The sequence below is a fragment of the Agromyces cerinus subsp. cerinus genome (assembly GCF_900142065.1).
Classification (GTDB): Bacteria; Actinomycetota; Actinomycetes; order Actinomycetales; family Microbacteriaceae; genus Agromyces; species Agromyces cerinus.
The window spans coordinates 440490-459238 of sequence record NZ_FSRJ01000004.1; the positions used below are offsets into that span (position 1 = coordinate 440490).

An 18749-nucleotide genomic window follows, 5' to 3' on the forward strand; every position below is an offset into this window, starting at 1 on the left:
TCAGAGCGCGTGCGTCAGGGACGGCGCTTCGGTTCGTGCTCTGTCGTCAGACTCGGGCGCGTTGGTCTTCGCAGCGGCGGCCGGCCGATACCGCCACGCCCACACGGCGAGCGCGGCAGCGAGGAGGATCGTGATCACCGCGAGCGGAACGTGCAGGGCGGTCAGCGAACGGAACCCGGCGAACGCGAGCAGCGACATGAGCGCAAGCAGCGCGATCGTCGCCCAGATCGGCCAGCGCGGCGCCCCGCCGAGGCGGCGCGCGAGGATCGCGGCGACGATGCTGACCATCAACGAGATCCCCGCCACGGTGGCCATCTCGCGATGCCACCCGAATGCCGACGACTCCCCGCCCATGAACAGGCCGGCGAGCACCGCCTGGCCGAACATGAGGAGCGCGGTCACGGTCAGCGAGATCCGGAGGAACCGCATCGGCCACCGGCGCGATTCGCGAGCCGAGTCATTGAGTGAGGACATGATCGGAGCCTATCTAATAGATCCAAATGGATCAATTGCAACTGGATCGAATTTGAGAAAATCGAGCCATGAGCGATGACAGCGGGCAGGCCTCGATCGAAGTGGGGCTGCTGCTCCACCAGGTCTACACACTGGCGACCCAACGGCTGAACGACGCGCTGCGTCCCATGAACCTGGCCAGTCGGCACGTCACGGTGATGTTCCTGATCCGGGACGGCGTGGAGACCCAACGGGACCTCGTCGCACGACTCAACACCGACAAGACCGGCATGGTGCGAGTGATCGACGACCTCGACCGGCTCGGCTACGTCACGCGAACGCCCTCGACGCTCGACCGCAGGGTGACGCTCCTGGCCCTCACGACTGACGGAGAAGATGCCCTCCGGACTGCGCAGCAGCACACCAAGCGCGTGTCCGCGGAATTGTTCCACGCGGTCAGCCCGCACGAACTCGGCCTTCTGAAGTCGATCCTGATGCGCACGCTCACCCCGATCCCCTCACCTCAACCCGTCGAGGGCCCCGTCCCCACCTGATCGGCAGCCGCGTCAGACGACAGTGGGCAGCTTTCGCTCGATTCGGAGGGCCCCAATGCCGCTGACGGCCGGACCGACGTCATACGTGCGCTGCACTTCCACTGCTGCGAAGTCGAACCCGAGTTCGGAGTAGACCTGTGCGAGCGCCACCCGAGCTGCGACGGAGGGCGGGTCGTCGGCGCAGCTGCAGAGCACGATCACCTCGCGGAGGCCACCATTCGCTCTCGTCATGCCGTGCACCGAGTACCACTGCCGCTTCTCGAGCTGCGCCCTTGTCCAGTACTCGTCGAAGAACGTGCCGCCCGGCGGTTCAGCTCGCAACCGGTCCAGCATCTCCTCCAGCTCGGCCTGCGCGAGCTGCGGCCGCCGGAACCATGAGTTGTCGTGGGAAGCTTCGTTCGTCGGCGAGCCCAGCCGCACTAGGCCCGAAGCCCGGTTCCGGTTGAACTGCTCGATGGAGGTCGTGTACGACGACTCCATCGGGCGGTCGTACAACACCGCTGGGCCGCGCTTCGGCTGGTCCTCGAAGTGCTCGAGACCGACGAAGCCATCGAGTCGAGGGTCTGCCTCTCGCCCCGGTGTCCACGTGAACTGCAGGACCTCCGTCCTCCGCTTGACCCAGCGGAAGACTGTGAGGTCGCCGCAGACCAGCGGCGAATCGGGAACGATGGTGCTCATCTACGGCTGATCTCCTTCGATGCCAGCCGGGCACATTCATCGTCGTTCCGGCGTGCGGCCAACACTATTGATTGATCAGACCGGATGCACGAGGCATCCCGCGCAAGCATCTCGGGCAGAGGCCCCGCAAAGCGTCATCGTGGCCCTCGCTACCGCTGGTCGGCGCCCGAGGCCGGCTACGGCAGCACCGGCGCCGACCCGCGCCCCTCGGCGACGATCGCCTCGACGACGTCGGGCGCGGTGCGGCACTCGCCGAGCCGGTTCGGCTTGCCGGTGCCGTGGTAGTCGCTCGAGCCCGTGATGCGCAGCCCGAAGCGCGAGGCGAGCGCGCGCAACCGCGGCTTCGCGTCGGCGCGGTTCTCGGGGTGGTCGATCTCGAGCCCGAAGAGGCCCGCCTCCACGAGCTGCTCGAGGCGCTCGGGCGGGATGACCCGCTCGGCGCCGCGCGTGCCTGGGTGCGCGAGCACGGGCACGCCGCCGGCTTCGCGAATGAGTCGCACTCCGGTGAGCGGGTCGGGTGCGTAGTGCGGTCGCGCGTAGCCCGCGCGCGGGTGCAGAATGCCGTCGAACGCGGCCGAGCGCGTGGCGGCGTGGCCACGGGCGACGAGCGCGTCGGCGATGTGCGGGCGACCGATGGTCGTGCCCTCGACCGTCTGGGCGAGCACGTCGTCCCAGGTGAGGGGGTAGTCGCGTCCGATGCTGCGCACGATCGCCTCGGCGCGGGTGAACCGCGATTCGCGGATGTGCGCCGTCTCGGCGATGAGCGCCTCGTCGAGCGGGTCGATCAGGTAGGCCAGCATGTGCACGCTCGTGTAGCCCTCGCGGGTCGAGAGCTCCATGCCGGGAATGAGGGCGACGCCGGTCTCCGGCACAGCGGCAGCGGCCTCGGCCCATCCGCTCGTCGTGTCGTGGTCGGTCAGCGCGACGCCCCAGAGGCCGGCGCGCGCCGCCTGCCGCATGAGCTCGGCGGGAGCCTCCGTTCCGTCGGAGACCGTCGAGTGCGTGTGCAGGTCGGCTTCGCCCGTCGCAGCCTGGTCGTGGACGCGATTCACGAACCGTCCCCCGCAAGCATCCGCATGAGCAGCGCGATCATGAGGTCCTTCTCCTTCGGATCGCTCATCGCGACCATGAGCGTGATTGCGGCGAGAGCGTTGTTCGTGATGCGCGATCGCCCGAGGTCGTCGGCGAGCACCCCGTTGTGTGCAAGGAAGTGCACGAAAAGCGCGGCCGCGCTGCGCTTGTTGCCGTCGGCGAGGGGGTGGTCTTTCACGACGAGGTAGAGCAGGTTCGCCGCCTTGTCCTGAACCGTTGGGTACAGGTCTCGGCCGGCGAATCCCTGGTACACGGTGGCGACGATGCCACGCAGCGCGTCGCCACGCTCGCGGCCGAAGAGATGGTCATCGGGAAACTCCGCGCGCACGTGGTCGATGACCGCCCGAGCGTCGGCATAGCTCAACGTCCAGGTCGGCGCATCGCCGGCTGGCGGAACGATCGTGCCGTCGTCGTAGTCTCGGAGCGCCTGCAATCCCGGCAGATAACCCGAGAGCACATCCGCGACGCCTGACACGAGCTCATCGGTCGAGCGCGCGAGCACACGCACGATTCGACCGATCTGCGTGAGCCGCTGCTCGTTCAGTGCAACACCCTCGAGTACGTACCGGCGGAGCACCTGTGTGGCCCACTGTCGAAAGCGGACGCCCTCGGCTGACTTGACCCGATACCCAACCGAGATCACGACATCGAGATCGTAGTGGACGACGAGATATGTCTTGCCATCGCTCGCAGTTGTTGCAAATTCTGCAACAACTGCCTCACGTTCGAGTTCTCCGTCGGCAAAGAGGTTTCGGAGGTGGCGGGAGATCGTCGACTTGTCACGGCCGAAGAGCTCGGAGATCTGGTCGGCAGAGAGCCACACGCTCTCGGCGTCGGTGCGCACGCCGAGTGTGACCGTGCCATCTGCGGACTGGTACAGCTCGATCTGACTCTGGATCGGATCGGTCATCCAGTCGCTCCTTCTCGGTCTTCGACGATCGCGCAATGGCGCTCGCGTTCGGAATCCCGACGCCGACTCTCAGGCTATCGGCGACAGCCGACACACGCTGCGCTTCGCATGCGGAACTGATACGGCACGTCGGCCACCTCACCGGCGACTCCCAGCCGATCGGCAGCGACTCGACCGGCATCCGTCCGACTCGCTCGCCTAGGGTTGGTGGAATGCTCCCCCGCATCCTCGGCTGGGTCTTCGTGCTCGGCACCGCCGCCGTTGCGCTCGTGCTCGTGTGGCCGCAGGCCTTCGGCCTGCAGAACCAGTGGGTGGCCGCGCACGTCGTCGCCCTGCGCGGCGCGGCAGCGGCCGGCGGCGTGCTCGCGCTGATCGTCTTCCTGCTCCTCGCCCTCGTGCGGCCCATCCGCATCTTCGCGTTCGCAATGGCCGCCGTGTTCGCGCTCTTCGCCGCGGGCAACGTCGCCGTGCTCACGGCCCGCGGGTTCGGAGCTTCCACCGCCGAGCCCGGCCCCGACTCCGTGACGGTGCTCTCGTGGAACACCCTCGGCGAGGTGCCCGAGGCGTCGACGATCGCCGACCTCGCGCTCGAGCGGGGCGCCGATATCGTGGTGCTGCCCGAGACCACGGAGCCGCTCGGCGAAGAGGTCGCGATCGCGATGCGCGAGGGCGGCAGCCCGATGTGGGTGCACACCGCCGCCTACGACGACATCGCGAAGGCCCGGTCGACGACGATCCTGATCAGCCCCGACCTCGGCGACTACGACGTGATCACGCCCGAGGTGCCCGGCCCGCCCGGCAACACGAACACGGTGCCGAGCGTCGTCGCCGACCCCTCCGATGGCGACGGCCCTCGCATCGTCGCCGTGCACGCCGTCGCGCCCATCCGCTGGGAGCTGCGCAACTGGCGAAGCGACCTCGACTGGCTGGCCGAGCAGTGCGCCGGCGACGACGTGATCATGGCCGGCGACTTCAATGCGACGGTCGATCACTTCGCCGGTCACGGCATCGACGACGGCGACATGGGCCAGTGCACGGATGCCGCGGCGCAGGCCGGTTCCGCAGGACTCGGCACCTGGCCGACCGACGTCCCGCCGTTCTTCGGCAGCCCGATCGACCACGTCATGGCGACCCCGAACTGGCGCGTCGAGGCGTTCGAAGTGCTCGAGGGCTACGACGATGCCGGCAGCGACCACCGGCCGATCGTGTCGACGCTCGTCGCTCGCTGAGACCGCCTCTGCTCGCTGAGCCTGTCGAAGCGCGCCCTTCGACAGGCTCAGGGAACACGGCAGCGTGAAGTGGGAGAATGGTCGGCATGGCCAACACCAGTGACACCTCCACGACCGAGACGGCGGCTCCGGCCACGACCGCGAGCGAGGAGACGGTCCGCGACGCGAACCGCTCGACCACGCCCGGCTCGGAGGGCTTCAAGAACTTCATCGGCAGCGGCTGGGCCGAGCGCGACGAGACGTTGCCGCAGGCGCGCGAGCAGGCGTCGTTCGCCGCTGCACGCCGTGCGAAGGTCTCGGCAGCCTTCACCGGCCAGCGACTCATCGTTCCCGCGGGCGACGTGAAGCAGCGCGCCAACGACACCGACTACCCGTTCCGCGCGCACTCGGCGTTCGCGCACCTGACCGGCTGGGGCTCCGACTCCGAGCCCGGCGCCGTGCTCGTCTTCGAACCGACGACCGACGGCCACGAGGCGACCGTCTACTTCCGCGAGCGCGCCGGCCGCGACTCCGAGGAGTTCTACGCCAACCCCGCCATCGGCGAGTTCTGGATCGGCCCGCGCCCCTCACTGGCGCACGTCGCCGCCGACCTCGACATCGCCACCCGCGGGCTCGAGGAGTTCGACCGGGTCATCGACGCCGTCGACACAGCGACCCTCGTGCTGCGCGAGGCCGACGCATCCGTCACCGAGCGCGTCGACCACGCCCGCATCCGCTTCGCCGCCGAGCAGGCGCTGTCGACGAACGCCTCCGACGCCCCGTTCTCGCTCGAGGTCGGCGGCTCGCACGAGCCCGACGCCGAGGTCGCCCGCGTGCTCTCCGAGCTGCGCCTCGTGAAAGACGGGTTCGAGATCGCCCAGATGCGCGCCGCGATCGACGCGACGCAGCGCGGCTTCACCGAGGTCATCGGCGAACTGCCCCGCATCACGGCCGAGGTGCGCGGCGAACGCGTCATCGAAGGCGTCTTCGCGACCCGCGCCCGTCTCGACGGCAACGACGTCGGCTACGACTCGATCGCCGCCGCCGGCCCGCACGCCACGATCCTGCACTGGACCCGCAACGACGGCCCCGTCGTGCCCGGCGACCTCGTGCTGCTCGACGCCGGCGTCGAGATGGACAGCTACTACACCGCCGACATCACCCGCACCTTCCCGGTGAACGGCACGTTCTCCGAGGTGCAGCGCAAGATCTACGAAGCCGTGCGCGAGGCGGCCGACGCCGCGTTCGCGATCGTCAAGCCCGGCATCGTCTTCCGCGAGGTGCACGCGGCCGCGATGCAGGTCATCGCCCGCAAGACCGCCGAGTGGGGCTTCCTGCCGGTCTCGGCCGAGGAGTCGCTCGAGCCCGAGAACCAGTTCCACCGCCGGTACATGGTGCACGGCACGAGCCACCACCTCGGCCTCGACGTGCACGACTGCGCGCAGGCGCGACGCGAGATGTACATGGACGGCGTCGTCGAAGCAGGCATGGTCTTCACGATCGAGCCGGGCCTCTACTTCCAGGCCGACGACCTCACGGTGCCCGCGGAGTTCCGCGGCATCGGCGTGCGCATCGAAGACGACATCCTCGTCACCGCGGACGGCGCCGAGAACCTCTCGGCGGGCATCCCCCGCACGGCCGATGAAGTCGAGGCGTGGGTGCGCGGCGAGGCTCGGTAGCTCTCGTTCCCCGCGATGCGCGACCGGGGCGTACGTCCCGGCCCGCGTAACTGCGGATATACGATCCGACACCCCGGGCACTGGGCGCCGACCACGGCGCGCCAGATCGTATATCCGCAGTTGTGCCAGCGGTGGTCGGCAGCGGCGATCGACGCCTGGTAGTCGTCAGTCGCCGGCGACCGGGCGAACGGCCCGGCGAGCCTGCCACCACGCCCAGAAGCGGGCGAGCTGGCGCTTGGCGAACGCGGCGACCCGCTTCGCCCACGCGAACTCGGTGCCGAGAATGGCGAGGCCGAGGAAGACGATGAGCCACCCCGGCCCGGGCAACGGCACGAGCAGCAGACCGACGGTCGCGATCAGGCTGCCGAGCACGGCGACGGCCACGCGGTAGGCGCGTCGCAGGCCGGGCCTGCGCTCGATGCGGCGACGGATGGCACGGAGCATCCGCATGATCGGCCGATCGGGTCGTTCACCCTCGGCGATCTCGATCGCGAGCTCGTCCTGCGTCACCATTCGGTCACGATATATCGCGACTCTGGGAAGTCGCCTCGATCTCGGAGGATCGCTGCGGTGCGGCTCAGCGCTCCGGCGCGGGCGGCTCTGCGGCGGTCGATGCCTCGGGCCCGTCGGTGTCAGCCTGCGGGGCAGCGGATGCCGCGTCGCCGGTGTCGGCCGCCGGCGCGAGCTCCCCGTAGCGCGGGCGAGCGGGAGTCTGCGAGGCGCGCGCCGCTTCGGCCGCGGCGCGCTTCGCGGCATCCGTCGCCTCGCCGTAGCTCAGCGGTCGCCCGCCGTTCTCGACGGGGAGGTTCGCCGCGGGTTGCTCCGGCGCCGGCGCATCGACGCCGAGCACGCTGCGGGCGCGATCGACGTGCGCGCTCTCGGCGACGATCGCGTACCGAGTCGCGAGCACCTGCCCGACCGAGGTGAAGTCTCGGCGGCGACGGTTCAGCGAATACGAGACGACGCTGAAGATCATGCCGAATCCGGCACCGATGAGCACGGCCGAGATGAGGATGCCGACCGAGGCTCCGGTCGGAGCGAAGATGAAGAAGAGCAGACCGAGGAACGTTCCGAACCAGGCACCCGAGAGGGCGCCGGCGCCGGCGGCGCGACCCCACGTGAGTTTGCCCGTGATGCGCTCGACGCTCGTGAGGTCGGTGCCGACGATCGCGAGCTCCTTCACGGGGAACTCGGCCTTGGCGAGCGCATCGACGGCAGACTGCGCCTCGGCGTAGGTCTCGAAGCTCGCCACCGTCTCCCCCTTGGGCAGGATCGGGTAGGCACGGCCGACACGGCCGCCGAACGGCGATTGAGTGCTCACCCCGCCATTCTCCCACGACGCGCACGTCGAGGGCCGGGAAGCGGGGCCGGGCAGGAGGCATCGGGACTAAGTTGGAACCGTGAGCGCCTCGAGAGTCTTCGTCGCCCGACTCGCCGGGTGCGCCGTCTTCGACCCCGCCGGTGATCGGGTCGGCAAGGTGCGCGACGTCCTCGTCGTGTACCGCAAGAACGACCCTCCGCGCGTCGTCGGCCTGATCGTCGAGATTCCGGGCAAGCGCCGGGTGTTCGTCTCGATCGGCCGGGTCACCTCGATCGGCGGCGGTCAGATCATCACGACCGGGCTCATCAACCTGCGACGCTTCGAGCAGCGCGGCGGCGAGGTGCGGGTGATCGCCGAGATGCTCGGCCGCAAGGTCGCCTTCACCGACGGCTCGGGCGAGGCTGCGATCGAAGACGTTGCGATCGAAGAGCTCGAGCCCGGCGAGTGGCAGGTGGACCAGCTCTTCGTGCGCCGGCCCAAGGGCGCCTCGCCGTTCTCGAAGGGGCAGTCCGCCTACGTCACCTGGCGCGAGGTGCGCGAGGTCAACCCTCCCGGTGAGGCGCAGTCGGCCGAGCACCTCATCGCGTCGTACTCCGAGCTGAAGCCGGCCGACCTCGCGAACACGCTCCTCGACCTGCCCGCGCAGCGACGCCAGGAGGTCGCCGAGGAGCTCTCCGACGACCGCCTCGCCGACGTGCTCGAAGAGATGCCCGAGTCCGACCAGGTCGTGATCCTCGCCGGCCTCGGCGACGACCGCGCCGCCGACGTGCTCGACCACATGCAGCCCGACGACGCGGCCGACCTCATCGCGCAGCTCCCCGAAGAGCGCGGTGAGCACCTGCTCGAGCTCATGGAGCCCGAAGAGGCCGACGACGTGCGCTTCCTGCTCTCCTACGGGCCCGACACCGCCGGTGGCCTCATGACCCCCGAGCCGATCATCGTCTCGGCCGACGCGACCGTCGCCGAGGGCCTCGCGCTCATCCGCCGTCACGACCTGCCGCCCGCCCTCGGCGCCGCGGTCTGCGTGACGCTGCCGCCGTACGAGCCGCCCACCGGGCGATTCCTCGGCATCGTGCACTTCCAGCGGATGCTCCGCTATCCCCCGCACGAGCGTCTCGGCACGCTCATCGACCAGGGTCTCGAGCCCGTGCGCGCCGACACCTCGGCCGCCGAGGTGAGCCGCATCCTCGCGAGCTACGACCTCGTGTCGGTGCCGGTCGTCGATGAGAAGCATCGACTCGTCGGGGTGGTGACGATTGACGACGTGCTCGACTACCTCCTGCCCGATGACTGGCGAAGTCATCCCGAAGACGCCGAGGTGGGGCGCCGCGCAGCCGCGCGAGCCCAGCTGACGACGGGGAGTATCCCCATCGCGAACGGAAGGAGGGCAGGAGATGGCACGCGCTGACGCCGACGAGCGGCGATTCGACACCCCGAAGGGCACGCGCCGCGCCCCGTCCTTCCGCGGCTCGGGCGACAGCGACCGCTTCGGCCGCTTCACCGAGTGGGTGGCCCGCGGCATGGGCACTCCCGGCTTCCTGCTCGGACTGTCGGTGTTCGCGATCGGCTGGATGGTCTGGAACACCTTCGCCCCCGAGGAATGGCGCTTCGACTCGATCGCGATCGGCTTCACGGCGCTCACGCTCGTGCTCTCCTTGCAGGCCTCCTACGCCGCGCCCCTTATCCTGCTCGCGCAGAACCGCCAAGACGACCGCGACCGCGTGCAGATCGAGCAGGATCGCCAACGCGCCGAGCGCAATCTCGCCGACACCGAGTACCTCGCCCGCGAGGTCGTGGCCCTGCGACTGGCCATGAAGGACCTCGCATCGCGCGAGTTCATCCGTTCCGAGCTCCGGGCGATCATCGAAGAGCTCGACCGACGCGACGAGGAGGACGCCGAGCATGCCGGCCGCTGACCCAGCCACGCTCGAGACCGCCGTTCGCGCGGCGCTCACCGGCGTCATCGACCCCGAGATCCGCAAGCCCGTCACCGAACTCGACATGGTCGACCGGGTCGTCGTGCGGGGCGACGGAACTGTCGAGGTCGGCATCCGGCTCACGATCGTCGGATGCCCCGCCTCCGACCGCATCGAACGCGACGTGCGGCAGGCGGCCGAGACGGTCGTCGGCGACGGCAACGCCGAGGTGGTGCTCTCGGTCATGACACCCGAGCAGCGCGCCGCGCTCACCGAGCGCCTGCGCGGCGGCAAGGCGGCCCGCGGCAACCCCTTCGGTCCCGGCAGCCTCACCCGCGTGATCGCGGTCACGAGCGGCAAGGGCGGCGTCGGCAAGTCGACGATCACCGCGAACCTCGCCGTGGCGCTCGCCGCTCGCGGTCTCTCGGTCGGGCTCGTCGACGCCGACGTGCACGGATTCTCAATCCCGGGCCTGCTCGGCCTCGTCGACGAGTCGGGGCTCGCCGCCCGGCCCACCCGGGTCGACGAGATGATCCTGCCGCCCGTCGCGCACGGCGTGAAGGTCATCTCGATCGGCATGTTCGTCGAACCCTCCGAGGAGGGCGGGCGCGCGTCATCCGTCGCCGTCGCCTGGCGCGGGCCGATGCTGCACCGCACGCTGTCGCAGTTCCTCACCGACGTGTACTTCGGCGACCTCGACGTGCTCCTCGTCGATCTGCCGCCCGGCACGGGCGACGTGGCGATCTCGCTGGGGCAACTGCTGCCGAACGCCGAGGTCGTCGTCGTGACCACCCCGCAGCCCGCGGCAGCCGACGTGGCCGAGCGCTCGGGTGTCGTGGCGCGTCAGACCGGGCAGAAGATCGTGGGCGTCGTCGAGAACATGGCCGGCTTCGCGCAGCCCGGCGGCGAGATCTTCGACCTGTTCGGCGCCGGTGGCGGCGCGATCGTCGCCGAACGCCTCTCGGCGGGTCAGCCGGCACCCGTGCCGCTGCTCGCGAGCGTGCCGCTCAGCGTGGCGCTCCGCCGCGGCGGCGACGACGGCATGCCGGTCGTGCTCGCCGAGCCCGATGACCCCGCTGCACGCGCGATCGAGCAGGTCGCCGCGCAGCTCGCCGCCGTGCCCCGATCGCTGGCAGGCCGACGACTCGACGTCACGGTCCGGTGAGCGGATGTCGCGCGCCCGCCTGACCCGCCGGCACGCGATGCCCCTCGCCGCGCTCTTCACGGTCGCCGCGACGGCACTCGGGCTCACCGCATGCGCTCCGCTGGCCCGGATTCCTGCCGCCGAGCTGCCCGAGGGCCTCTCCGCCCGCGTGCAGCAGGGCCGACTCGACATCGAGGCCCACCGGCTCGTGGTCCGCATCGAGAACGACGGCGACGCCCCGGTGACGGTTGAACGGCTCGAGGTCGACTCGCCGACCCTCGCGCCGGGCATGGTGCGCTCAGAACCGTTCGAGGTCGCGCCGGGCGATGCGCTGCAGATCCGCCTGCCGTTGTCGGCGAGCGAATGCGGCGACGGCTCGACGCCGCCCGACCCCGAGGTGACGATCCTGCTCGACGTCGAGACTGAGGCGGGAGCGGCCTCCGGCGAGATCACGGCCGACGACCCGCACGGCACGCTGGCACGCGTCGCGAACTCCGACTGCCTGGCCGAGGCGGTCGAGCGGGTCGCCGCGATCGAGATGCCTGAGCATCTGCGCACGACCGGAAGCGGCACCGAGCAGCGTGCGTTCATCGACGTCGAGGTCGTGCCCGCGGCATCCGCTGCCGGTGACGCTGACGGATCGTTCGTGATCGACCGCGTGTACGGCACGACCCTGTTGAACGCCGAGGGGGGCGTCGACTGGCCGCTCGGCACCGAGGTGTCCGCAGACGGTGCCCCCGTCACGATCGTGCTGCCGGTGCGCCCGGCCCGCTGCGACGCCCACGCGATCGCCGACGACAAGCGCGGCACGATCCTGCCGTTCGAGATCCGCACGAGCGATGGGCGCGAGGGCCGGCTCGACCGATCGTCGGGCGACACGCTGAAGGCCGAGCTCTACGCGTACTACGGGGAGCGATGCGCGCTCGAGTAGGGCGTGCTCACGGCGATGCTCGGTAGAATCCGGGCATGACCACACCGAATCCGGCTCCCGCAGCGCTCTCCGACGAGTCGCGCGCCCAACTGCTCAACGCCGAGGTGGCGAAGTACGCGCAGCGCGGCTGGACCGTGCAGTCCGTCGCGGCCGGCCAGGCCGTGGTCTCGAAGAACAAGCGCATCGGCTGGTTCTGGAACCTGATCCTCGTGCTGCTGACCGGCGGCCTCTGGCTGATCTACGTGGTCTACCGTGCGCTCAACCGCAAGGTGCAGACCGTCGTCATCACGGTCGACCCCACCGGCCGGATCCGCACGAGCTGATTCGCCGCGTCGCAGCGGCGGCCACGACGCACGACCCTCATCGACGGTCGCCTTCTGTAGCCTCGAGGCATGACGGTACCTGCCGACTGGATCGAGCATCGTCGCGGCGACGGTGAACTGCTCGGATGGATGCGCCCCGAAGGCGAGGGCTTCGTCGTCATCGATCTGCTCGGTCGCCCGCTGACCGACTCGCTCGACTGGCTGAGCGCCGAAGAGACGCTCGAGGCGACGGGTATCGGCTACCTCGCCGATCTGTACGAGCTGCGACTCGACGACGGCACCTGGCTTCGCGTGCGCATCACCGAGGTCTCATCAGCGGTGCTCAGACTGAAGAAGGACGACTTCGGGGCCATCGATGCGCCCGCGATCGAGTACGAGGTGCCGTTCCCGATCGACGACCGGCTCCGCCCGCTGACCGGCGAGCGGGCGTACATCCTCGATCTCTGACGTCAGCCGCGATCGGGCGTCGACGACGGCTCCACGACCCGCGCGAGCAGCTCGACGAGCAACCGCTCGGTGAGCTGCGGCGGCAGCGCTCCGACGAGCGCGAGCACCGGGGCGAGCCGGTCGGGAAGCGCACCGTCGGCGCCCGCGGCCTCGTCATCGGACGCAGCACCGCCGAGCAGTCCGAACGCGCGCAGCAGGCCTGCAGCGCCCGCTGAGTCGAGGCCGGCGGATGCCGCGGCGAGCCCCTCGAGGCCACCGGGCAGCGTCTCGGCGAGCCCGGCGACGAGCAGCTGCCCGTCGACGGGCGGCACGCCGCGCACGGCATCGGCGGCGGCGACGAGCGCCGTCGACAGCTGGCCGACCACGGCCTCGGTCACCGGGGTCACCGTGAGGTGGGTCGTGTGGGGCAGGCGGGTGCCGTCGGCCTGGGTGAGCCCGGGCTGCAGCTGCAGGTGCCAGCCGGCCGCGCGCGCGGCATCCGCCCAGTGGTGGGGGTCGACTCGGCGATCGACCGCGACCGATTCGTCGGTGGCGACCGCGAAGAGCGGGCCGGTCGGCACGCCGACGACCTTCAGCCCCTCGATGCCGTCGACGACCTCGCGGAGCGCCTCGGTGGCTCGCGCCGTCTGCGCAGTGAGCTCGGTGAACCCGTCTTCGCCGAGTGCCTCGATGATCGCCCACGCCGCGGCGAGCGGCCCGGCGGGCTTCGACCCGGTCAGCGTCGGGTTCACGACGGGGTAACCGGGCCAGGCGGTCGTCGCGAAGTACTGGAACCGCTGGCGATCGCGACCACGGGTGAGCAGCACCGAGACGCCCTTCGGCGCGTAGCCGTACTTGTGCAGGTCGGCCGAGAGACTCGTGACGCCCGGAACCGACAGGTTCCACGCCGGCAGCTCGTCGGGCCAGAAGGCGAGCGCGAAGCCGCCGATGCAGGCGTCGACGTGCAGCGCGATGCCGCGCGGGCCGGTGATCGCCGCGACATCCGCGATCGGGTCGAGCGCTGCGAACGGGTACGACGGCGCGCTCACCACGACGAGGGCGACGTCGTCGCCGAGGCGTTCCTCGATCGCCGCGACCGACACGACGCCAGTGCCCGGGTCGACGGGCACGAGATCGAGCTCGAGCCCGAAGTACTCGGCGGCCTTGTGGAACGCGGCGTGCACGGTCACCGGAGCCACGATGCGCGGCACGCGCGGCGTGCCGGCGCGCAGCGACCGCCACAGGTCGCGCGCGGACTTCACCGCGAGCAGGCAGCTCTCGGTGCCGCCCGAGGTGACCGAGCCGACGATCTCGTCGTCGCCGGCGCCGCCGAGCACGCGCCTCGCGAAGCCGACGACGCCGGCCTCCATCGCCGCGACCGAGGTGAACGTCGTCGGGTCGAGTCCGTTCACGGGCTGCACGAGGCGCGCGGCACCGGCGGCCAGCTCGTCGAGCTCGACGAGTCCCGAGTCGTAGACGTACGAGAGCACCCGGCCGCCGTGGGTCGGGGCGTCGAGGGCGCGCATCGCCTCGAGTTCGGCGAGGATCGCGGATGCCTCGCGGCGGAAGTCGGTCATCATGCCACCGTCTCTGCGGTCGTGGCGGCGGCATCGGCCTCGATGTCACTGCGTCGGAGGGGGTACTTGCGCAGCGCCACGAGGCTCGCTGCCACGAGCAGTGCGGGGATCGCGCTGAAGCTGATCGCGATGCCGGCGACCGCGGCCGGCGACTGGGTCACCGTCTCGGAACCGATCGACTCCACGTAGCCGGTGAGGGCGAGCACGATCGTGAGCACCGTGGCGCCGAGCGCCATTCCCGCCGTCTCACCCGCGGTCCAGACGCCGCCGAAGCTGCCGGCGCGGCCGATGCCGTGCGTGCGTGCGTCGTGCGAGATCACGTCGGGCAGCATGGCCATCGGCAGCGACTGCATGCCCGCGTAGCCGGCGCCCGCGAGTGCGACGGGCACGTACACCCACGCGCCCGGCGCCCAGATCATGCCGACGAGGCTGAGGGCGGCGATGCCGAAGAGGGTGCTCGCGAGCGCGAACCCGCGCTCCTTGCCGACGCGGCGGGCGACGGCCTGCCAGACCGGCGCGAAGAGCACGGCCGGTCCGATGAGCGCGACGAAGAGGAACGTCACCGCGCGCTCGTCGCGGAGCACCCAGGTCGCGACGAACTGCGCGCCTGCGAGCATGAGGCCGGTCGCCAGGCCCTGCAGTACGAAGGCGGCGAGCAGCGCGCGGAACGCCGCGCTGCGCTTGAGCGCCGCGAAGCCCTCGGCGTAGCCGGCGCGGATGTCGCGGCGCGGCGCGGCCTCCGTCGACGCGATGCCTCTCGCGGCCGTCGTGGTGGCGACGAGCATGCCAGCACCGATCACGACACCCGCGACGATCGCCATCACGAGGTAGCCCGTGTGCTCGTCGGCGAACGCAGCGCGCACCTCGGGGCCGCCGGCGCCGAAGAGGAGGATCGCGATCGTGAGCACCACGACACGCCAGGTGAGCAGGCGCGTGCGCGCGTCGTAGTCGGCCGTGAGCTCTGCCGGCAGTGCGATGTAGGGCACCTGGAAGAGGCTGAAGGCCGTCGCCGTGGCCAGGAAGGCCAGGAACACCCAGATGCCGGATGCCCCGGGGTCGAGCCCCGCAGGCACGGCGAAGGTGACGATGAATCCGACGGGCAGCGCGGCGGCGCCGACGATCATCCAGGTGCGGCGAGTGCCGGTGCGCGCGAGCGCGCGGTCGCTGCGTTCGCCGATCCAGGGGTCGATCACGACGTCCCACACCTTCGCGGCGGTGACGACGAGGCCCGCGACGAGCGCGGTCACGCCGAGGGTGTCGGTCAGGTAGTACACGAGCACGAGGCCGGGCAGCGTGGCGAAGCCGCCGGTGCCGATGGATCCGATCGCATAGCGGGTCACGACACCGCGGGACAGGGTTCGCACCGATGCGGTCATGGAGGCAGTGTACTCACCCGTGGACGCCCGTCCGACAGCGAACTGGGTCAACTGACCTAGAACTGGGTCGACTGTCCTAGACTGTGCGCATGCGCGCCCCCACGGCCTCCCCCGACCTGTACGCGAGCCTTGCCGACGATGTCGTCGCCTCAGGCTCCGAGACCATCTCCGTTCCGACCCCGTCGACGGGCGAGACGATGCACGAGCTGCCGCGATCGAGCGCCGACGACGTGCACGACGCGTTCGCCCGCGCGAAGCTCGCCCAGCTCGCCTGGGCCCGTGCGGGCTTCGCCGAGCGCCGGCGCGTGCTGCTCCGGGCGCACGACCTCATCCTCGAACGGCGCGACATGCTGCTCGACCTCATCCAGCTCGAGAGCGGCAAGACGCGCGGCCAGGCCTTCGAGGAGATCTTCGAAGCGGTCTCCGTCACCCGCTACAACGCCCTCGCCGCCCGCAAGGTGCTGCACGGTCGGCCAGTGCGTTCCGGCCTGCCCACCGTCGCGACGAGCCGGGTGCAGTTCCGCCCGAAGGGCGTCGTCGGCGTCATCACGCCGTGGAACTTCGCACTCAGCCTCGCCGCGATGGACGTGGTGCCCGCCCTCGCCGCCGGCTGCGGCGTCGTGCAGAAGGCCGACGACCAGGGCGCCCTGTCGATCCTTGCGCTGCGCCGCGCCTTCATCGACGCGGGCGTGCCCGCGGCGCTCTGGGCCGTCGTCGCCGGCCCTGCGGCCGAGGTCGGCGAAGCCTTGACGGATGTCGCGGACTACGTGTGCTTCACGGGTTCCACCGCGACCGGGCGCAAGATCGGCGAGAAGGCGGGACGCCGGCTCATCGGCTCGTCACTCGAACTCGGCGGCAAGAACGCGCTGCTCGTGCTCGACGACGTCGACCCCGCCACGGCCGCAGCGAACACTGCGCACGCCGCCTTCTCGGCGATGGGGCAGCTCTGCGTCTCTATCGAGCGCATCTACGTGCACCAGAAGGTCGCCGGTCCCTTCCAGCTCGCCCTCGTCGAGCGCCTGCGTGCGGCCAAGCTCGGCTCCGGCCTCGACTTCAGTGCGGACTTCGGCTCGCTCGCGAGCGCCGCACAGCTCGCACGGGTGCAGGCGCACCTCGATGACGCCGTCGCGAAGGGCGCCGTCGTGCTCGTCGGCGGCAAGCACCGCCCCGACATCGGACCGTGGTTCTTCGAGCCGACCATCCTCACCGGGGTCACGCCCGACATGCTCGTGTACGCCGAGGAGACGTTCGGGGCGATCGCCTCGCTCTACCTCGTCGGCAGCGACGAAGAGGCGGTGCTCGCGGCCAACTCGAGTGAATACGGCCTGAACGCCGCCGTCTTCACCACATCGGCTGCGCGTGCCCGACGCGTCGCCGACGCGCTCGAGGCCGGCAGCGTCAACATCAACGAGGGGTACCGCGGCTCGTTCGGCTCGGTGGCGGCGCCGATGGGCGGCGTCAAGCAGTCGGGCCTCGGCCGCCGGAACGGCGAGGCCGGACTCCTGCGATTCGTCGAGCCCGTCACGATCTCATCGGTGACCGGACTCCTGCAGTTGCCGCGCACCGCGGCGGAGTACGAGCAGAAGGCGCCGCTCCTCGTGCTGCTCGCACAGGCGTTGAAGGTGCTGCGCCTGCGCTGACCCGCGCCGGCGCGCGCCGATCAGGTCGCTTCGGAGTCGAACGGCGCGGGTTCGTCGGCGCCGAGTCCCTCGCGCTTGCGCTTGCGCTGCAGGTACGCCGAGTTCTCGTTGACGGAGGCGCGCGCCACCACTGGCGCCGGTGCATCCTCCTCGGCGAAGGGGTCGATGTCGGTGAGCGCCTCGCGGATGATGCGTCGCGGGTCGTACTGCCGCGGGTCGAGCTTCTTCCAGTCGACGTCGTCGAAGTCGGGGCCCATCTCGTCGCGCATGCGGTCCTTGGCGCCGTTGGCCATGTCGCGCAGCGAACGCACGAGCCTCCCGAGCTGCGCGGCGTAGTGCGGCAGTCGCTCCGGTCCCAGCAGGAAGACCGCGATGACACCCACGATGAGGAGCTTGTCGAACGTCAGTCCACCGAACATCCCTACAGGATAGTCGGCGGCGAGGCGTACGAACGACACACGGTCCGCACCCTAGGCTTAGGAGCTGAGAGATGCATCCGGGAGCCGCCACGTGTCCGAACACGACCTGAACTGGAAGTACGTCGACGACTCGGTCGCCGTGACCGAGTCGATCGCCAAGGCCCGTCAGCAATCGCTCGAGCTCGGCGTCGAGCCGGTCTCGCCCGCGGTGGGCGCACAGCTCGCCGTGCTCGCCGCCGCATCCCGCGCACAGTCGATCATCGAGATCGGCACCGGAGTCGGCGTCTCGGGTCTCTGGATGCTGCAGGCCGCCCGCCGCGCGCTGCTCACCTCGATCGACACCGAGAACGAGTACCAGCAGCACGCCCGCCAGCATTTCGCCGACGCCGGCATCGCCGCCGCCCGTGTGCGACTCATCGCCGGACGCGCGAGCGAGGTGCTGCCGCGCATGAACGAGAGTTCGTACGACATCGTCTTCATCGACGCCGATGCACCGTCGGTCATCGAGTACGCCGAGCACGGCCTGCGCCTGGCCAAGCCCGGCGGCATCGTGCTCGTCGCGCGTGCGCTCTGGAAGGGCCGGGTCGCCGACCCCGCACGACGCGATGAATCGGCGAGCGCGTACCGCACCCTGGTCTCAGAGCTGTCGACCTCGTCGGCTGTGGCCACGGCGATCTCGCCCGCCGGCGACGGCCTGCTGCAGATCGTCAAGCTCGGCGTCTAGCCTGCCGAACCTGCGGGCTGAGCCTGCCGACCCGCGGGTTGAGCCTGCCGACCTGCGGGTTGAGCCTGCCGAAACCCACCCGGGCCGGCTTCGACGAGCTCAACCTGCGGACTCGACCCCAACAACGGCCCCGGAAACGACTCGAGCCCCGAGAGATCTCGGGGCTCGATTCGAGTGATGTGACTCAGGCGGGATTCACGACGCCGCCGAGGACGTCGTACAGCTCCTTGGCCTCAGCATCGTTCACCGAGACGACGAGGCGACCGCCACCCTCGAGTGGAACTCGAACGATGATGAGTCGACCCTCCTTCACAGCCTCCATTGGCCCGTCTCCGGTGCGTGGCTTCATGGCCGCCATTGAGCTCCCCTTTCGTGGCT

At 70.4% G+C, this 18749-nt stretch carries 21 protein-coding genes; 11 read left to right on the plus strand and 10 right to left on the minus strand.

The genetic code is table 11. The features are described 5' to 3' along the window. Positions 1-474, minus strand: coding sequence for a hypothetical protein (locus BUR99_RS16270; protein WP_074261396.1), 474 nt, complete (start codon positions 472-474; stop codon positions 1-3). A gap of 68 nt (positions 475-542) precedes the next feature. Here BUR99_RS16270 and BUR99_RS16275 point away from each other — a divergent pair, with 68 nt between their 5' ends. After that, positions 543-1007 carry a MarR family winged helix-turn-helix transcriptional regulator gene (locus BUR99_RS16275; RefSeq protein WP_074261397.1) on the plus strand — a complete coding sequence of 155 codons (465 nt, stop codon included), beginning with the start codon at positions 543-545 and terminating at the stop codon, positions 1005-1007. A 12-nt stretch (positions 1008-1019) separates the two neighbouring features. On the opposite strand, the gene BUR99_RS16280 is transcribed toward BUR99_RS16275, so the two are convergent. From BUR99_RS16280 to rhuM, 3 genes are all read right to left on the minus strand, one after another. Further along, a complete protein-coding gene (locus tag BUR99_RS16280) occupies positions 1020-1685 on the minus strand; it encodes a hypothetical protein (RefSeq protein WP_074261398.1) in 666 nt (221 codons plus the stop codon). 176 nt (positions 1686-1861) lie between these two features. After that, positions 1862-2737, minus strand: a complete 876-nt coding sequence (locus tag BUR99_RS16285) for a PHP domain-containing protein (RefSeq protein ID WP_074261399.1) — start codon at positions 2735-2737, stop codon at positions 1862-1864. Next, on the minus strand, positions 2734-3687 hold the full coding sequence (gene rhuM, locus BUR99_RS16290) for a virulence RhuM family protein/type II toxin-antitoxin system death-on-curing family toxin (protein WP_074261400.1): 954 nt from the start codon (positions 3685-3687) through the stop codon (positions 2734-2736). Before rhuM ends, BUR99_RS16285 begins: the two co-directional genes overlap by 4 nt. 212 nt (positions 3688-3899) lie before the next feature. Between rhuM and BUR99_RS16295 the strand changes: the two genes are divergently transcribed. Beyond that, complete coding sequence (locus BUR99_RS16295) at positions 3900-4916, plus strand: endonuclease/exonuclease/phosphatase family protein (RefSeq protein WP_074261401.1); 1017 nt, start codon at positions 3900-3902, stop codon at positions 4914-4916. 86 nt (positions 4917-5002) lie between these two features. Then, positions 5003-6574 carry an aminopeptidase P family protein gene (locus BUR99_RS16300; RefSeq protein WP_074261644.1) on the plus strand — a complete coding sequence of 524 codons (1572 nt, stop codon included), beginning with the start codon at positions 5003-5005 and terminating at the stop codon, positions 6572-6574. A 165-nt stretch (positions 6575-6739) separates the two neighbouring features. Here the strand turns inward: BUR99_RS16300 and BUR99_RS16305 are convergent, their stop codons facing one another. Continuing rightward, positions 6740-7087, minus strand: a complete 348-nt coding sequence (locus BUR99_RS16305; protein ID WP_084184074.1) for a TIGR02611 family protein — start codon at positions 7085-7087, stop codon at positions 6740-6742. 64 nt (positions 7088-7151) lie between these two features. Beyond that, the gene (locus BUR99_RS20475) at positions 7152-7895 is read right to left on the minus strand and encodes a YflT domain-containing protein (protein WP_074261402.1); all 744 of its coding nucleotides are present in this window, start codon (positions 7893-7895) and stop codon (positions 7152-7154) included. A gap of 79 nt (positions 7896-7974) precedes the next feature. Between BUR99_RS20475 and BUR99_RS16315 the strand changes: the two genes are divergently transcribed. From BUR99_RS16315 to BUR99_RS16340, 6 genes are all read left to right on the plus strand, one after another. Next, complete coding sequence (locus BUR99_RS16315; protein ID WP_074261403.1) at positions 7975-9303, plus strand: magnesium transporter MgtE N-terminal domain-containing protein; 1329 nt, start codon at positions 7975-7977, stop codon at positions 9301-9303. Beyond that, a complete protein-coding gene (locus BUR99_RS16320; protein WP_074261404.1) occupies positions 9290-9811 on the plus strand; it encodes a DUF1003 domain-containing protein in 522 nt (173 codons plus the stop codon). Before BUR99_RS16315 ends, BUR99_RS16320 begins: the two co-directional genes overlap by 14 nt. Beyond that, positions 9798-10976 (plus strand): Mrp/NBP35 family ATP-binding protein, encoded by a 1179-nt coding sequence (locus tag BUR99_RS16325; RefSeq protein WP_074261405.1) that lies wholly within the window; start codon positions 9798-9800, stop codon positions 10974-10976. Before BUR99_RS16320 ends, BUR99_RS16325 begins: the two co-directional genes overlap by 14 nt. Before the next feature lie 4 nt (positions 10977-10980). Then, entirely contained in the window at positions 10981-11886 is a 906-nt protein-coding gene (locus BUR99_RS16330; protein ID WP_074261406.1) for a hypothetical protein, read from the plus strand. A gap of 35 nt (positions 11887-11921) precedes the next feature. After that, positions 11922-12209 carry a hypothetical protein gene (locus tag BUR99_RS16335; RefSeq protein WP_074261407.1) on the plus strand — a complete coding sequence of 96 codons (288 nt, stop codon included), beginning with the start codon at positions 11922-11924 and terminating at the stop codon, positions 12207-12209. A 69-nt stretch (positions 12210-12278) separates the two neighbouring features. Further along, the gene (locus BUR99_RS16340) at positions 12279-12656 is read left to right on the plus strand and encodes a hypothetical protein (RefSeq protein ID WP_074261408.1); all 378 of its coding nucleotides are present in this window, start codon (positions 12279-12281) and stop codon (positions 12654-12656) included. 2 nt (positions 12657-12658) lie between these two features. Here BUR99_RS16340 and BUR99_RS16345 read toward each other — a convergent pair whose 3' ends face one another. Both BUR99_RS16345 and BUR99_RS16350 read right to left on the minus strand, forming a co-directional pair. Next, positions 12659-14212 carry a pyridoxal phosphate-dependent decarboxylase family protein gene (locus BUR99_RS16345; protein WP_074261646.1) on the minus strand — a complete coding sequence of 518 codons (1554 nt, stop codon included), beginning with the start codon at positions 14210-14212 and terminating at the stop codon, positions 12659-12661. After that, positions 14212-15588, minus strand: a complete 1377-nt coding sequence (locus BUR99_RS16350; RefSeq protein ID WP_074261409.1) for an MFS transporter — start codon at positions 15586-15588, stop codon at positions 14212-14214. Before BUR99_RS16350 ends, BUR99_RS16345 begins: the two co-directional genes overlap by 1 nt. Before the next feature lie 89 nt (positions 15589-15677). Here BUR99_RS16350 and BUR99_RS16355 point away from each other — a divergent pair, with 89 nt between their 5' ends. Continuing rightward, entirely contained in the window at positions 15678-17228 is a 1551-nt protein-coding gene (locus BUR99_RS16355; RefSeq protein WP_074261410.1) for a succinic semialdehyde dehydrogenase, read from the plus strand. A 20-nt stretch (positions 17229-17248) separates the two neighbouring features. Here the strand turns inward: BUR99_RS16355 and BUR99_RS16360 are convergent, their stop codons facing one another. Next, positions 17249-17647: a twin-arginine translocase TatA/TatE family subunit gene (locus tag BUR99_RS16360; RefSeq protein ID WP_074261411.1), complete on the minus strand. Its 399-nt coding sequence runs from the start codon at positions 17645-17647 to the stop codon at positions 17249-17251. 91 nt (positions 17648-17738) lie between these two features. Here BUR99_RS16360 and BUR99_RS16365 point away from each other — a divergent pair, with 91 nt between their 5' ends. After that, the gene (locus BUR99_RS16365; RefSeq protein ID WP_074261412.1) at positions 17739-18371 is read left to right on the plus strand and encodes an O-methyltransferase; all 633 of its coding nucleotides are present in this window, start codon (positions 17739-17741) and stop codon (positions 18369-18371) included. A 184-nt stretch (positions 18372-18555) separates the two neighbouring features. Here BUR99_RS16365 and BUR99_RS16370 read toward each other — a convergent pair whose 3' ends face one another. Further along, complete coding sequence (locus BUR99_RS16370) at positions 18556-18729, minus strand: DUF3117 domain-containing protein (RefSeq protein WP_067875042.1); 174 nt, start codon at positions 18727-18729, stop codon at positions 18556-18558. Between the last annotated feature and the right edge of the window lie 20 nt (positions 18730-18749).

Coding starts and splice junctions, on each gene's coding strand:
- BUR99_RS16270 (WP_074261396.1), bottom strand. CDS start 474: ATGTCCTCACTCAATGACTCGGCTCGCGAATCGCGCCGGTGGCCGATG.
- BUR99_RS16275 (WP_074261397.1), top strand. CDS start 543: ATGAGCGATGACAGCGGGCAGGCCTCGATCGAAGTGGGGCTGCTGCTC.
- BUR99_RS16280 (WP_074261398.1), bottom strand. CDS start 1,685: ATGAGCACCATCGTTCCCGATTCGCCGCTGGTCTGCGGCGACCTCACA.
- rhuM (WP_074261400.1), bottom strand. CDS start 3,687: ATGACCGATCCGATCCAGAGTCAGATCGAGCTGTACCAGTCCGCAGAT.
- BUR99_RS16295 (WP_074261401.1), top strand. CDS start 3,900: ATGCTCCCCCGCATCCTCGGCTGGGTCTTCGTGCTCGGCACCGCCGCC.
- BUR99_RS16300 (WP_074261644.1), top strand. CDS start 5,003: ATGGCCAACACCAGTGACACCTCCACGACCGAGACGGCGGCTCCGGCC.
- BUR99_RS16305 (WP_084184074.1), bottom strand. CDS start 7,087: ATGGTGACGCAGGACGAGCTCGCGATCGAGATCGCCGAGGGTGAACGA.
- BUR99_RS16320 (WP_074261404.1), top strand. CDS start 9,290: ATGGCACGCGCTGACGCCGACGAGCGGCGATTCGACACCCCGAAGGGC.
- BUR99_RS16325 (WP_074261405.1), top strand. CDS start 9,798: ATGCCGGCCGCTGACCCAGCCACGCTCGAGACCGCCGTTCGCGCGGCG.
- BUR99_RS16330 (WP_074261406.1), top strand. CDS start 10,981: ATGTCGCGCGCCCGCCTGACCCGCCGGCACGCGATGCCCCTCGCCGCG.
- BUR99_RS16335 (WP_074261407.1), top strand. CDS start 11,922: ATGACCACACCGAATCCGGCTCCCGCAGCGCTCTCCGACGAGTCGCGC.
- BUR99_RS16340 (WP_074261408.1), top strand. CDS start 12,279: ATGACGGTACCTGCCGACTGGATCGAGCATCGTCGCGGCGACGGTGAA.
- BUR99_RS16345 (WP_074261646.1), bottom strand. CDS start 14,212: ATGACCGACTTCCGCCGCGAGGCATCCGCGATCCTCGCCGAACTCGAG.
- BUR99_RS16350 (WP_074261409.1), bottom strand. CDS start 15,588: ATGACCGCATCGGTGCGAACCCTGTCCCGCGGTGTCGTGACCCGCTAT.
- BUR99_RS16355 (WP_074261410.1), top strand. CDS start 15,678: ATGCGCGCCCCCACGGCCTCCCCCGACCTGTACGCGAGCCTTGCCGAC.
- BUR99_RS16360 (WP_074261411.1), bottom strand. CDS start 17,647: ATGTTCGGTGGACTGACGTTCGACAAGCTCCTCATCGTGGGTGTCATC.
- BUR99_RS16370 (WP_067875042.1), bottom strand. CDS start 18,729: ATGGCGGCCATGAAGCCACGCACCGGAGACGGGCCAATGGAGGCTGTG.